Below are 13,519 nucleotides of genomic sequence, written 5' to 3'. Positions count from 1 at the left end.
CCGGCGGTCCCGGTTCCGTGCGCGTCGCACGAGGGGCGCTCCCGGTGACGCTTCGGCGGCAGATGACGACGACGCACGGGATTCAGGTGCTTCGCTGTGCTTGTGTGGGTAGCGTAAGGAATACCCGATAGGTAGCGGGAGGGCCCAAGGACTATGCCCGCTTGGCTGATCTGGATCATTCTGGCCGTCGCCCTCGGTGTCGCCGAGGCGCTGACGCTGACGTTCGTGCTGGGTCTGGTCGCGGTGGCCGCCCTGGTCGCCGGACTCCTGGGCGCCATCGGCCTGCCCGTGGTCGTTCAGATCATCGGTTTCGCGGCCACGTCCGCCGCCGGAATCATCCTCGTCCGTCCCATCATGCAGCGGCAGATGCGCAGGGAACCCGACGCGCGGTCGGGGACGGCCGCGCTCGTCGGCCGGTCCGGAGTGGTGATCCAGGAGGTCGACGGGGACAGGGGCCTGATCAAACTCGCCGGAGAGGAGTGGTCGGCACGGTGCATCGACGAGGATCTCGTGATTCCGATCGGCGCGCACGTCGACGTCATGGAGATCGACGGGGCCACGGCGGTGGTCTACCCGCGTGAGGCCCTGCCCGAGCCCCACACGCCCGAGTCATAGCCACGACCCCTAGGCCAGGTGCCCGACATGATCGATCCGGCTATCCCTCTCATCATCCTCGCCGTCCTCTTCGTCGGGATCGCGCTGTCCGCGATCCGGATCGTCCCACAGGCGAGGGCGTACAACATCGAGCGGTTCGGCCGCTACACCAGGACACTCAACCCCGGTCTGAACTTCATCATCCCGGGGGTCGACCGGGTCAATAGCAAGTTCGACCTCCGCGAGCACGTCTTCACCTCCCGGCCGCAGCCGGTGATCACCGAGGACAACCTGGTGGTCAACATCGACACCGTCCTCTACTACCAGATCACCCAGCCCAAGGCCGCGGCCTACGAGGTCGCCAACTTCCTCCAGGCCATTGACCAGCTCACCGTCACCACGCTGCGCAACGTCATCGGTTCGATGGATCTGGAGAAGACCCTGACCTCCCGCGAGGAGATCAACACCCGTCTGCGCGGCGTGCTGGACGACACCACCGGCAAGTGGGGGATCCGCGTCAACCGGGTCGAGATCAAGGCCATCGACCCGCCGCCCACCATCAAGGAGGCGATGGAGAAGCAGATGCGCGCCGACCGCGACAAGCGGGCGGCGATCCTGCACGCCGAGGGTGAGCGCCAGTCCAGGATCCTCAAGGCCGAGGGCGCCCGTCAGCAGGCGATCCTGGAGGCCCAGGGTGACCAGCAGGCGGCGATCCTGAGGGCCGACGGTGAGGCCAAGGCCGTCGAGCGCGTCTTCCAGGCGGTGCACGCCAACAACGCCGACGCCAAGCTCCTCGCCTACAAGTACCTGGAGACCCTGCCCAGCCTGGCCCAGGGCGAGGGCAACACGTTCTGGGTCATCCCGGGTGAGCTCACCGAGGCGGTCAAGAACGTCTCCCACGCCTTCGCCGGGGAGGCCGCCCAGACCCGCCCGTCCACCGAGAAGAGCGGACGCGAGGAGTCGGAGCGCGGACCGGCCGAGCTCACGGGGCCGGACCCCGCGCAGTCCGCGTCGGCCCAGGCCGCGGTGGACGCGGCCGAACAGGCCGAGCGGGCGGTGGCCGACGCCCGCGACGACGTTCGCAGGGCAGGTGCCGGGACCGGGTCGATGCCGGTGCCGCGCGAGGAGCCCTAGGCGTGTTCGCGTGTTGGCGCAGGACCGCCGGAACGGAGTGGCCGAGGGCCCGCGGGCAGACCGCGGGCCCTCGGGCGTGCGTGGGACCGCGGACCTGCGCGGATGAGGGCCCGCGGTGATCCGCGCGAGCGGGGCCGGCCGGGCACGGGGAGCCCGGCCGGCCGGAGCTCAGGTGAGCAGCAGCTTGCCGGTCGTGCGCCGTGCGGCCAGGTCGGCGTGGGCCCGTCCGGCGTCGGCCAGCGGATAGCGTCCGCCCACCCGCACGTCCAGGCGCCCCGAGCCCACCAGGGAGAACAGGTCGCGGCACCGCCCCAGGAGCTCCTCGCGGTCGGCGACGAAGTAGGCGAGCGAGGGACGGGTGAGGTACACCGACCCCGCCGAGTTGAGCCGCTGCGGGTCCACGGGCTCCACCGCGCCACTGGCCTGGCCGAACAGCGCGAGCACGCCGCGCGGTCGCAGCGACGCCAGACTCGCGTCGAACGTGTCCCGGCCGACGCCGTCGTAGACCGCGGCCACGCCCTCGCCGCCGGTCAGGTCGCGGACCGACTCGGCCACCGGGCTCTCGGTGTAGCGGATCACCTCGTCCACGCCCGCGGCGCGGGCCACCCGCTCCTTCTCCTGCGTGGACACGGTGCCGATCACCCGGGCGCCGCGCTCCTTGGCGAGCTGGGTGATCAGCAGACCGGTCCCGCCGGCGGCCGCGTGCACCAGGACCGTGTCGCCCTTGGCGACCGGGTGCACCGAGTGCGTGAGGTAGTGCGCCGTCAGGCCCTGTAGGAACAGCGCCGCGGCCTGGTCGGCGGAGACGTCGTCCGGCAGCGGCACGAGCAGGCGGGCGCTGACCACGGCCCGGTCGGCGTACCCGCCTGGAGCCATCGCCCAGCCGACCCGCTGGCCCACCGACAGGTCGGTGACGCCCTCGCCCACGGCGGCGACCACACCCGCGGCCTCCATGCCCGGAACGTAGGGGAGGGGGACGTCGTAGGCCCCGCTGCGCTGGTAGATGTCGATGAAGTTGACCCCGCGCGACTCCACGTCCACGAGGGCCTCACCGGGGCCGGGAGTCGGGTCGGTCGTCTCCTTCAGTCGCAGGACCTCGGGTCCGCCGTGTTCCTCGATGACGATGGCGCGCATGGTCCACCTCTCCTCGTCTGGTCCGTTGTGCGCATCATGCCAGTCCGGCCCGGGTGCCCGCAGGGCCGGCCGGGGCCGGACCGGCTCGTGCGGGCCCGACCGGGCCCGTCCGGTCCGGATCGGCGCTACTCCCGCGCCAGGATCTCGTGGACGGAGAACGCCGTGTAGAGCACGCCCAGCGGGTCGTTGCCCGGGCCCGGCCGCGTCACCAGGCCGACGCGGCGGCGGTCCTCGGTGTCCTCGGCGTCGTCGGGCAGGGGCTCGGAGTCCACGGCCGTCAGCGCGTGCTCGCCGTTGACCCACATGGACAGCTCCATGACCGCTTCGCCCTCCTCGTTCTCCTGGAGGGCGCACGAGAGCGCGACGGTGTTGGTGGGGACGGACTCCACGTCGAAGTCGTAGGGGGCGCCGCTCGCCCCGTCGCCGACCTCCGCGCGCGCCGAGTCGTCGAAGAGGGGGTAGGGCTCGTAGGCGGTCACCTCGGTGGTCTGGGTCAGGGTGCGGTCTCCCTCGCCCTCGTGCATCCGGCGGATCTCGGCGCGCTCGCCGTCGTAGCGCAGCAGCGCCTCGTACTGGCTGCGGTACTCCTCGCCGTCGTTGTCCCAGCAGCGCACACCCAGGGTGGCCTGCTCGGGGCCCTCGACCACGTACGCGGTGGTGCTCACCAGCACCTGGTCGGGCAGGGGCTCCTCGCGTTCCAGGGGCACGGGCTCGCCGCGACTGGGGTTGGTCTCGGGGTCGAGCGTCAGCACGACACCGCTCTGCTCGGCCCAGTAGCCGTCCGATTCCCCGGCCTCGAACTCGCTGGGGGTCCAGCCGGGGTCGGTGGTGAAGTCGGTGTTGTAGATGGAGACGGTGTTCTCCGGAAGAGGGGTGTCACCGCTCATCCAGAACGCCGTGCCCGCGGCCGCCACGAGGACGACAGCGACCGCGGCCCCGCCGATCACCAGGAGTCTCCTGCGCGCACCCCCGCCCGGGTTCGAGTCGGTGCCGGGGGCGCCCGGCAGCCCGGGAGCGCCGGGGTCGCCCGGGACCGCGTAGGCGGCGAAACCGGGCTGCCCGTGCGCGGGGGACTGCTGGACCTGCATCGGCGGGAGCGGAGCCGGATGGCCGCCCGAGGGGCCGTAGTGCCCCGGCTGCCCCGGCTGCCCGGGCTGGGCCTGGTATCCCGGCCCGTGCGGCATCGGACCGCCGTACGGTCCCGCCGCCTGCCCCTGTCCGGGGTATCCGCCCTGGCCCGGCGCGGGACGGGGTTCCGAGGGAGTCCGTCCCTGGGCGGGCTGGAACCGGGTGGGCTGCTCGTGCGGCCGCTGTCCCCGGGTGTCCTGTCCGCCGGGCGGTGTCGGGCCGGCGGCGAAGTCCTGGGCGCCCGACCCGCCCGCGGAGGCTTCCTGGGACGGCGCGGACGCGGACCGCTCCTGCGGGGATTCCTGCGCTTCGGGCGGTTCCGGCGCCTGGCCCACCGCCGTGGTCTCGGGCGGGGCGCCGGGGACGGGGGCGGAGGAGGGCGGCGCCCACGAGGTCGTGATCGTGCGGCGCACCTCGGCCTCCACCGGGTCCTCCTGGCCGACCAGGCGGGCGAGGATCTGCTGGGAGCTCGGACGGTTCTGGGGGTCCTTGTCCAGCGCGGCGGAGACCAGTTCGTACAGGCTCGGGTCCAGGCCGTCGAGCCGTGGCGGCGCCGAGGAGATGTTGTGCAGGACGGCGGGCACCGTGGCGGCGTCGAAGGGCGCGGATTCGGTTCCGGCGAAGGCGACCAGGCAGCCCCAGGCGAAGATGTCGCCCGCGGCGGTGGCCTGCTGCCCCAGGATGAGCTCGGGAGCCATGTAGGAGGGGGTTCCCATGAGCTGGCTGGAACGGGTGAGCGCGCCCCCGGCGTCGTCCAGGGCGCGGGCGATGCCGAAGTCGATCACCTTCGGGCCGACCGGGGAGAGCAGGACGTTCGCGGGCTTGAGGTCCCGGTGGATCACCCCCGAGCCGTGGATGGCGGTGAGGGCGGCGGCCACGCCCAGCGCCAGGCTCTCCAGGGTGCCGCCGGCCATGGCCCCGTCCGCGCGCACCGCCTGGTCGAGGTTGGGTCCGGGCACGTACTCCGAGACGATGTAGAGGGGGTCGCCGTCCAGGCGCGCGTCGATCACGCCGGCCGTGGAGAAGCGGGCCACGCGGCGCGCCGACTCGACCTCGCGGGCGAAGCGGCGGCGGAAGTCCTCGTCGTCGGTCAGGTCGGGGTGGATGAGTTTCACGGCCACGGTCCGGTCGGCGGCGTCCTTGGCGAGGTAGACGGTGCCCATCCCGCCGCGGCCGAGGCGGCTGAGGATGCGGTAACCGTCGAGTTCGCGCGGGTCCCCCGCGCGCAGGGGTTTGCCGCTCTGGTGGCCGTTGGACGTCACAGGTGGGGTCCCTCGTATGGATCGTGTGTTGCGCGGTTGACAGCGTACCGAGCCCGACACGCCGTCTCGATTCTGGCCTGGTGGGGCGGCCGGAGGGCCGGGTGTGCGGACGGTCAGCCGGTGAGGATCTCCTCCAGGACGAAGTCCTCGAAGAGGATGCCGACGTGCTGGCCGACGGGTCCGGCCGCCATCACGAGTCCGAACTGCCGGACGCTCGTCGCGGTGTCGGCGGCCTCGGCCGGGAGCCGGTCGTCCACCGCGTGCGCCACGAGGCGCTCGTTGACCCAGGCCGAGAGCTCCACGGTGGGCGATCCGTCCTCGGTCTCGACGTACTCGCAGGCGAACGCCAGGGCGTTGGTCACCTCGGTGCCCTCCTCTCCCCGGAGCGCGGGGAAGGGCTCGTGGTCCTGCGCGGCGGGGCCGGAGACCATGTCCTCCCAGGACTCGTCCTCGTTCGACCACCGCTGGATCACCGCCCGCTCCCCGTCGAAGTTGACGAGCACCTTGTAGGTCATGGAGAGCACGGCGGCGTCCTGGGGGCCGTACCGCTCCCAGCAGGCGATCCCGTACCGGGCCTGGCCGTAGCCGCTGATCACGTGGGCGTCGGTACGGGCCATCAGGCGTTCGGGTATCGCGTTCTCCAGGGGCGGCGCCCAGACCGCCGCGCCCGCCGTGTCGTGGACCTCCGGGTCGCGGACGAGCATGATGCCGCTCTCCGTCGCCCAGTACCCGGACTCGTTGCTGTTCCCGGGGTGGTAGAGGCCCAGGTCGGGCCAGTCGGGGTCGTTCTCGAAGTCGTACTCGTAGACCGTGGCGGTGTCGTCGGGCAGGCCGTCGCGGTCGAGCAGGACGAGGACCAGCGCCGCGGCCGACAGCAGCACCGCGGCCCCTGCGCAGGCGACCACGAGCAAGCGGCGGCGTCCGCCGGCCGATGAACCCGTGCGGGTCTCGGACGGGGTCCGGACGGGCTCCGGTGCCGCCGCCTCCGGCCCGGTGGCCTGTGGCGCGGCAGTCTCCGCCGCCGTTCTCTCCGGCGCGGCAGGCTCCAGCCCGGTGGCCTGCGGCAGGGCGGCCTCCGGCGCCGCTCCCTCCGGTGCGGCAGGCTCCGGTGCTGTTCCCTCCGAGACGGTCGCCGGCCACGCGACGCTGATCGAACGGGCGATGTACTCCTCCGCCGGGTCCGCCCGTCCGACCAACCGGTCCAGGAGCTCCTGCGAGGACGGCCGGGACAGCGGGTCCTTGCCGAGCGCCGCGGTCACCGTCTCGCGCAGCGCCGGATCGAGGCCGTCGAGCCGGGGCGCGGCGTGGGAGATGTTGTGCAGCACCCCCGGCACGGTGGCGGCGTCGAAGGGGGCGCCGCCGGTCCCGGCGAAGGCGATGAGGCAGCCCCAGGAGAACACGTCGCCCGCCGGGGTGGGCGACTGTCCCGCGATCAGTTCCGGCGCCATGTAGGAGGGCGTGCCGATCAGCTGGTGGGAGCGGGTGATCCCGTCCCCGGCCTCGTCCAGGGCGCGGGCGATGCCGAAGTCGATCACCTTCGGGCCCACCGGGGAGAGCAGCACGTTCGAGGGCTTGAGGTCGCGGTGGACGATGCCCGAGCGGTGCACGGCCGTGAGCGCGGCGGCCACGCCCACGGCCAGGGACTCCAGGGTGCCGCCGCGCATGGGACCGTCCGCGCGCACGGCCGCGGCCAGGGTCGGCCCGGGCACGTACTCGGAGGCGATGAAGAGGACCTCGCCCTCCATCCGGGCGTCGACCACGGCCGCGGTGGAGAAGCGGGCCACGCGGCGCGCGGCGGCGACCTCGCGGGCGAAGCGCGCGCGGAAGGCCCCGTCCTCGGCGAGGTCGGGGTGGATCAGTTTGAGGGCCACACGGGCGCCGGTGGGGGACTCGGCGAGGTAGACGGTGCCCATCCCGCCCCGGCCGAGGCGGCCCAGGACGCGGTACCCGTCCAACTCGTGCGGGTCGCCCGGTCGCAGTGGTCTGGAGCTGTTCGACATCTCGGTGGAGGCCTCGCGGGTCGGGGGGTGCGGCGCGGAGTACTGACCGCTGTGGGGGGCGGGGCGCGGGAAAGCCGCCGACGGATCACCAGAGGTGATGCCGCGTGCGCGGAAACGGTTCCAAGCGCCCTCTGATTTCGCTAGTGTTAGAACACATGTTCGAACGCTGCGGCGAACTTCCCCACGAGCAGTGTCCCGGCGGTGTGCGCCGGATGCGGGAGTCGGTCGGTGTCGAGGGGAAGTGGGGAATCGTCGTGGGACGGTACTACGGGGCGACGGTCTCCGTCGCGGAGGACCAGGGGCGTCCGCTCCGGTTCACGTGGAACGGCAGGGTGTACGGCGTGCGCCGGATCATCGACCACTGGGTCACCCTGCGGATGGACTGGGCCCCGGCGGCCGAGCCCCAGGTGCCCGAGCGCCGGCACTGGCGGGTGGAGGCCGGGACCCTGGAGGCGCAGGGCGTGTACGAACTCCTGCACGACACGGTGTCCGACCAGTGGCTGCTCTCCCGGGTGTGGGACTGAGCGGCCTCAGGCCGCCAGGTCGGCGGGCAGCAGGCTGTACACGGCCAGGTGCGTGCGGCCCTCGTGCAGCGGCATCGCGTTGCGCTCGACGCCCTCGGGGGAGAAGCCGGCCCGCACGGCGACACGGCGCGAGGCCGTGTTGCCGACGGCGGCCTTCAGCTCCACCCGCTGGAAGCCCTGGTCGACGGCCCAGCGGGAGACGGCCACCGTCGCCTCGGTCGCATACCCACGGCCCCGCGCCCAGGGCGAGACGGCGTAGCCGATCTCGGTGATCATCGCGGGCCACTGGGTGCGCAGCAGGCCGAAGGCGCCCACCAGGCGCCCGGACGCCTGCTCCACGACGGCCCACTGCTGGCCGTCCCCGCTCGTCCGCAGCGCCGGCGCGGCCTCGCGGCACCAGTGCTCGGCGATCTCGCGGGTGTAGGGGACGCCCGGCGCGGGGATCGGGACCCACCTCTGCACGGCCGCGTCGGAGTAGGTGCGGAACACGTCGTCGATGTCGGCCTCGACGAACGCGCGCAGCCGCAGCCGCTCCGTCTCCAGGATCACGGAGGGCATCATGGGTCTGGTCTGGACGTCGGTCACGCTGGCGGTCTCCCGGAGCGGCGATGGGCTGCGCTCACGATACGCGGGCGGCCCCTGTGACCTGGCCGCCATGGGCCGCGACGCGGGAGCGCACCAAGGCGTCGAACTCGGCGGCGAACGCGTCGCCCGGGCACTCGGTCGCCAGCCAGTCGCGGTGCCGGGACAGGGTCTCGCCGGGGGTCCGGGCGCCGGTGTCGGGGTTGACGTAGGTGACCGAGGCGGCGGGATCCAGGCCGGTGACCGCGCACAGCACGCGCAGCACCAGCACGAGCGAGTCCAGCGCCGCCCGGGTCGGCAGCTCGTCGGTGAAGTCGCCGAGCAGGCACACGCCCACGTTGGCGTGGTTGTACCCGTACACGTGTCCGGCGGTCACCGAGCGCGCGTCGCCGGGCCGCGGGCGGCCCGAGAAGACCGGCACGCCGTCCTCGCCGGAGTGGCGGCCCTCGTAGACCATCCCGTCCGGGTCGATGAGCACGTGGTAGCCGATGTCGCCCCAGCCCAGCTCGGCGGCGTGGTAGTGGTACACGCCGCGGACGTCGGCCGCGTGGTCGCCCGTGGTCGCCAGGGCCGTGTGGTGCACGGTCAGCAGCTGCGTCCGGTGGAAGACGGGCGTCCACAGGTCGTTGCCGTCGTCGTCGAAGCGCAGGGACTCGTCCGCGCCCCAGCCGGCCCGGGTCCGGAACCGCACCGGGCCGGGGGAGCGGTGGGCGCGGCCGGCGTCGGCCTCGGCGGCCAGGGTCACGCTTTCGGGGCCGCCCAGACGCAGTTCCTCCCCGTCGCGCAGGTTCAGGGCCGAGGTCCGGGCGTGCCCGCCGACCTCGTACCCGGTCGCGTCCTCGGGAGCGCGGACGAGGGCGGAGGCGGTCGGTTCGCGGTCGTCGCGGCCCCCGGTGTGCGAGTGGAGCGGCCGCCAGGAGCCCAGGCCGTCGGCGGTCTCGAACCGGATCTCGCCCGCGGGCGCGCCGGCCTCCCGTGTGACCGCCACCAGACCGAAGCGCCGGTCGGGTCGGACGAGCCCGTCGGCGGCGGAGGGCTCCGCCAGGACGCGGGGCGCCGCCCGTTCGCCGGCCGCGGCCGAGGAGGGCGCGGTGGCCGGGCCGGCCGCGGTGGCCAGTCCGGCGGCCGCGGTGGCTCCGGTGAGGAAGGTGCGTCGTCGCATGGGGGCTCCCGTTGGGTCTCGACCGCTCTCGGCGCCCCGGGGCAGGGGGGCGTTGTCAGACTGCCACAGCACGGTGACGGTGGGTATCCCCCCTGCGGGAGTGTGGACGGGGTGTCCCGGACGCCGGTGGCCGGGGCGCTCGGCCGTGCCCGCACCCGTCCGACGTGCGCCTTCGTCCGTCCCGTGTGAGAGCCGTGGGGTGGAATGGGCTAGTGTGCCCTCGTTTCCAGGGGGAGGGTGGACATGGGCTATGACCTGCGGCATCACGGTGACGCCGAGACCGGTGACGGACTGCTGGACTTCGCCGTGAACGTGCGCGCGAGCGCGCCCCCGGCGTGGCTGGGGCGGCGTCTGGCCGACTCCCTGGCGCACCTGGGCGCCTACCCCGACCAGAGCGCGGCACGGGCGGCGGTCGCCGGGCGCCACGGCCGGGACACCGCCGAGGTGCTGCTCACCGCGGGCGCCGCCGAGGCGTTCGTGCTGCTGGCCCGGGTCCTCGACCCGGTCCGAGCGGTGGTCGTGCACCCCCAGTTCACCGAGCCCGAGGCCGCCCTGCGCGCCGCCGGGCACACCGTGGACAGAGTCGTGCTCACCCCCGAGTTCACCCTCGACCCGGCCCTGGTCCCCGACGACGCCGACCTCGTCGTCCTGGGAAACCCCACCAACCCCACCTCCGTGTTGCACCCGGCCCGGACGCTGGCCGCCCTGGCCCGGCCCGGACGCGTGCTCGTGGTCGACGAGGCCTTCGCCGACTGCGTCCCCGGCGAGCCCGAGTCCCTGGCCGGGCGCCGTGACCTGCCGGGCCTGGTGGTGGTCCGCAGCCTCACCAAGACCTGGTCGCTGGCGGGCCTGCGCGCCGGATACCTGCTCGCCGCACCGGAGCTGGTCGCGCGCCTGGGCTCGGCCCAGCCGCTGTGGCCGGTCTCCACCCCGGCGCTGGCCGCGATCGAGGCGTGCTGTTCTCCGGCCGCGGTCGCCGAGTCCGACGCCTGGGCGGTGCGGCTGGCCGAGCGGCGCGAGGACCTGGCCGACGTGCTCGGGGACGCGGGGCTGCATGTGCTCGCGGGTGCCCGGGCCTCGTTCCTCCTGGTCAGGGCCCCCGGAGCGGACCTGCTTCGCGAGCGGCTGCGCGAGCGGGGCGTGGCCGTACGGCGGGGCGACACCTTCCCCGGCCTGGGGCCCGAGTGGCTCCGGGTGGCCGTCCGGGACCGGGGTACCCACCGCGTGCTGGGGCGAACTCTGGCACAGTTGGTGGTGACTTGAGGCGCCCGGCGACCGTGCCGGGCCCGGTTGTCCGGGGTCCGGGGGACCCGTGCGGGTGGGACAAAAGCCGCACACTACGCTTACCGGTCTCTGGGGCACCGTGTAGCAGAGTGCGTATCCGCCGACCACGCCCTGAGGGCAGCCGACATACCTCCACGGGGAGCGATCATGACCAACGATGACCGCGAGGACGCCCGGCGCGGCGAGACCGCGCCGACGGGCGACTCCGGCCTCGGCGGGCTGCTCGACGGCCTGCCGGAGAGCGGCCGGGGCACACGGGCGCAGCGGCCGCGCGCGTCCGCGGGGCCGGCGAACCCGTTCCGACGTCCGCCCGCGGTGCCGGCGGAGCCCGAGCGAACGACGCCGTCGCCGGCCGAACCCCGCACGTCCGAACCCCGGCCCGCGTCGGCCCCCGTGGAATCCGTGCCGGTGGCCGAGCCGGAGCCCGTGGCGGCTCACGAGCCCGAGCGCGCTTCCGCGCCGCCCGCCGAGCCCGAGGCCCCCGCACCCGCGGCTGCGCCCGAGCCCGAGCCCGAGCCCGAACCCGTGGCCGCACCCGAGCCCGCGCCCGACCCGGAGCCACCCGCTCCCGCACCGCCGTCCCACGCGGCCCCGCCCGCCCGCCCAGGGGCCGCCGCACCACCGGCGACCGCCCGTCGGCCCAACGTCATCCCCTTCCGCGGCGGCGAACGCGAACCGGAGCCGGCGGCCCCGACCACCGACCTCGCCCACGGGCACCACCCCGCCACGGCGCACCCCGCCGCCGAACGGACGCCCTCCCCGTCCGACACCGCACCCGAGCCCGCGCGGACCCGCGCCGCGGCACCCGAGCCGGAACAGAGCATGTACGCACACGAAGCAGCCGCGCCCGCCGAGGGACCGGAACCCACCGGACCGCCGAGCCACACCGGACCCCGGGCGGTACCCTCCGCCCCAACGCCGACCGACCCAGCCCCCGCCGCCGACGGGGCCGCCCCGTTCGGCGACTGGGCCGGACACGCCTTCGACGACGCCGAGCGCGACGCCGTCTACCGCGCCATCCGCGAGCGGCGCGACGTCCGCGTCGGATTCCGGCCGGACCCCGTGCCGGACGACGTCCTCACCCGCGTCCTGGAAGCGGCCCACCAAGCACCCAGCGTCGGCCACGTCCAGCCCTGGGACTTCCTGGTCATCGACGCCCCCGACCTGCGCGCCCGCGTCCGCGACCTCGCCCAGGCCGAGCGCGACGACCACGCGCGCGCCCAGCCCGGCATCCGCGCGCGGGCCTTCTCCGGGCTCAAGGTCGAGGCGATCCTCGACTCTCCGCTCAACATCGCCGTCACCGTCGACCCCACCCGCGGCGGCCGCCACGGCCAGGGCCGCCACGCCCAGCCCGCCAGCGCGGCCTACGCCGCCGCCCTGGCCGTCGAGAACCTGTGGCTGGCCGCCCGCGCCGAAGGGCTGGGCGTGGGCTGGGTCGGCTTCGTCGACGAGCGCGACGTCGCCGACGCCCTCGAACTCCCCTCCCACCTCGACCTCGTGGCCTACCTCTGCGTCGGCTACGTCGAGGAGTTCCCCACCGAGCCCGAACTCAGCCTGGCGGGTTGGGCCAAGGGACGCCCCCTGTCCTGGGCGGTCCACCGCGACCGGTACGGTCACCGCGGTCTACCCGGCCAGGAGCCCACGAGCCTGCTGGAGGAGACCATCACCGCCATCGGAGGCCTGAACCCCCGTGCCGTGGAGGAGGCCAGGGACCGGCAGAACCGGATGACCAAGCCGCCGGGCTCCCTCGGCGTCCTGGAGGAGATCTCGGTGCAGCTGGCCGGGCTCGCCGAGGAGTGCCCCCCGCCGATCCCCGAACCCGCCGCCGTCGCCGTCTTCGCCGGTGACCACGGTGTCCACGCGCAGGGGGTGACCGCCTGGCCCCAGGAGGTCACCGCGCAGATGGTGCACAACTTCCTGGACGGCGGAGCGGTCGTCAACGCCTTCGCCGAGCAGGTCGGCGCGGAGGTCACCGTGATCGACGTCGGCGTGGTGGGCGACCTGCCCCGCGCCGCCGGACTGCTGCCGCGCAAGGTCGCGCGCGGCACGGCCGACTTCACCCAGGGCCCGGCGATGACCCGCGCCCAGGCCCTCCAGGCGCTGGAGGGCGGCATCGAGGTCGCCCGCGACCTCGTCTCGGCCGGGAACCGGTGTCTGATCACCGGTGACATGGGCATCGCCAACACCACGCCCGCGGCCACGCTCGTGTGCGCCCTCACCGGCGCGGACCCGGCCCAGGCCACCGGCCGCGGGACCGGGGTGGACGACGCCATGCACGCGCACAAGGTGGAGGTGGTGCGTCAGGCCCTGGCCGCCAACCCCGTGGACCGCTCCGACCCCATCGGCGTCCTGGCCGCCCTGGGCGGCCTGGAGCACGCGGCTCTGGCCGGGTTCGTGCTCGGCGGCGCGGCGCTGCGGGTGCCGGTGCTGCTGGACGGGGTCATCGCCGGGGCCGCCGCGCTCGTGGCGGCGGCGATCTCGCCCGAGTCCATGTCCGCGTGCTTCGCGGGCCACCGCTCCAGCGAGCCCGGGCACACCCTGGCGCTGGAACACCTGGGCCTGCGCCCCCTGGTCGACCTGGAGATGCGGCTGGGCGAGGGCTCGGGCGCCCTGCTGGCGCTGCCGCTCCTGCAGGGCTCGGCCCGCGCCCTGCGCAACGTCGCCACCTTCGACGCGGCAGGCGTGTCCACGGCGCACTGACGGCCGCCGCGACGG

General features: G+C 74.4%; 10 protein-coding genes. 5 read left to right on the top strand and 5 right to left on the bottom strand.

Going from position 1 to position 13,519, the window contains the following annotated elements; all coding sequences use genetic code 11:
* Window positions 1–153: 153 nt before the first annotated feature.
* Window positions 154–615, top strand: a complete 462-nt coding sequence (locus DFP74_RS02485) for an NfeD family protein (RefSeq protein WP_121180214.1) — start codon at window positions 154–156, stop codon at window positions 613–615.
* 27 nt (window positions 616–642) lie between these two features.
* Entirely contained in the window at window positions 643–1,728 is a 1,086-nt protein-coding gene (locus tag DFP74_RS02480; RefSeq protein ID WP_370013332.1) for an SPFH domain-containing protein, read from the top strand.
* A 168-nt stretch (window positions 1,729–1,896) separates the two neighbouring features.
* On the opposite strand, the gene DFP74_RS02475 is transcribed toward DFP74_RS02480, so the two are convergent.
* The 3 genes from DFP74_RS02475 to DFP74_RS02465 all read right to left on the bottom strand — a co-directional run bounded on the left by DFP74_RS02475 (window position 1,897) and on the right by DFP74_RS02465 (window position 7,252).
* Window positions 1,897–2,862 carry a quinone oxidoreductase gene (locus DFP74_RS02475; protein WP_121180213.1) on the bottom strand — a complete coding sequence of 322 codons (966 nt, stop codon included), beginning with the start codon at window positions 2,860–2,862 and terminating at the stop codon, window positions 1,897–1,899.
* Window positions 2,863–2,987: 125 nt separating this feature from the next.
* On the bottom strand, window positions 2,988–5,252 hold the full coding sequence (locus DFP74_RS02470) for a serine/threonine-protein kinase (protein ID WP_121180212.1): 2,265 nt from the start codon (window positions 5,250–5,252) through the stop codon (window positions 2,988–2,990).
* Between the two features lie 113 nt (window positions 5,253–5,365).
* Window positions 5,366–7,252: a serine/threonine-protein kinase gene (locus tag DFP74_RS02465; RefSeq protein ID WP_121180211.1), complete on the bottom strand. Its 1,887-nt coding sequence runs from the start codon at window positions 7,250–7,252 to the stop codon at window positions 5,366–5,368.
* Between the two features lie 212 nt (window positions 7,253–7,464).
* Between DFP74_RS02465 and DFP74_RS02460 the strand changes: the two genes are divergently transcribed.
* Window positions 7,465–7,776, top strand: a complete 312-nt coding sequence (locus DFP74_RS02460; protein ID WP_121187980.1) for a DUF6504 family protein — start codon at window positions 7,465–7,467, stop codon at window positions 7,774–7,776.
* A gap of 6 nt (window positions 7,777–7,782) precedes the next feature.
* Here DFP74_RS02460 and DFP74_RS02455 read toward each other — a convergent pair whose 3' ends face one another.
* Entirely contained in the window at window positions 7,783–8,361 is a 579-nt protein-coding gene (locus DFP74_RS02455; RefSeq protein WP_121180210.1) for a GNAT family N-acetyltransferase, read from the bottom strand.
* A 34-nt stretch (window positions 8,362–8,395) separates the two neighbouring features.
* Window positions 8,396–9,520, bottom strand: coding sequence for a peptidoglycan recognition family protein (locus DFP74_RS02450; protein WP_121180209.1), 1,125 nt, complete (start codon window positions 9,518–9,520; stop codon window positions 8,396–8,398).
* Window positions 9,521–9,763: 243 nt separating this feature from the next.
* Between DFP74_RS02450 and cobC the strand changes: the two genes are divergently transcribed.
* On the top strand, window positions 9,764–10,783 hold the full coding sequence (gene cobC, locus DFP74_RS02445; protein WP_121187979.1) for an Rv2231c family pyridoxal phosphate-dependent protein CobC: 1,020 nt from the start codon (window positions 9,764–9,766) through the stop codon (window positions 10,781–10,783).
* A 168-nt stretch (window positions 10,784–10,951) separates the two neighbouring features.
* Window positions 10,952–13,504, top strand: a complete 2,553-nt coding sequence (cobT, locus tag DFP74_RS02440; protein WP_121180208.1) for a nicotinate-nucleotide--dimethylbenzimidazole phosphoribosyltransferase — start codon at window positions 10,952–10,954, stop codon at window positions 13,502–13,504.
* Window positions 13,505–13,519 lie beyond the last annotated feature (15 nt).

This window comes from Nocardiopsis sp. Huas11 (assembly GCF_003634495.1).
GTDB lineage: Bacteria > Actinomycetota > Actinomycetes > Streptosporangiales > Streptosporangiaceae > Nocardiopsis.
The sequence above is the reverse complement of the archived record's forward strand: the minus strand, read 5'-3'. Positions and strand labels throughout refer to the sequence as shown.

Excerpts from the sequence above, each read along its gene's own strand:
- DFP74_RS02485 (WP_121180214.1), top strand. The coding sequence starts at position 154 with ATGCCCGCTTGGCTGATCTGGATCATTCTGGCCGTCGCCCTCGGTGTC.
- DFP74_RS02480 (WP_370013332.1), top strand. The coding sequence starts at position 643 with ATGATCGATCCGGCTATCCCTCTCATCATCCTCGCCGTCCTCTTCGTC.
- DFP74_RS02475 (WP_121180213.1), bottom strand. The coding sequence starts at position 2,862 with ATGCGCGCCATCGTCATCGAGGAACACGGCGGACCCGAGGTCCTGCGA.
- DFP74_RS02465 (WP_121180211.1), bottom strand. The coding sequence starts at position 7,252 with ATGTCGAACAGCTCCAGACCACTGCGACCGGGCGACCCGCACGAGTTG.
- DFP74_RS02460 (WP_121187980.1), top strand. The coding sequence starts at position 7,465 with ATGCGGGAGTCGGTCGGTGTCGAGGGGAAGTGGGGAATCGTCGTGGGA.
- DFP74_RS02450 (WP_121180209.1), bottom strand. The coding sequence starts at position 9,520 with ATGCGACGACGCACCTTCCTCACCGGAGCCACCGCGGCCGCCGGACTG.
- cobC (WP_121187979.1), top strand. The coding sequence starts at position 9,764 with ATGGGCTATGACCTGCGGCATCACGGTGACGCCGAGACCGGTGACGGA.
- cobT (WP_121180208.1), top strand. The coding sequence starts at position 10,952 with ATGACCAACGATGACCGCGAGGACGCCCGGCGCGGCGAGACCGCGCCG.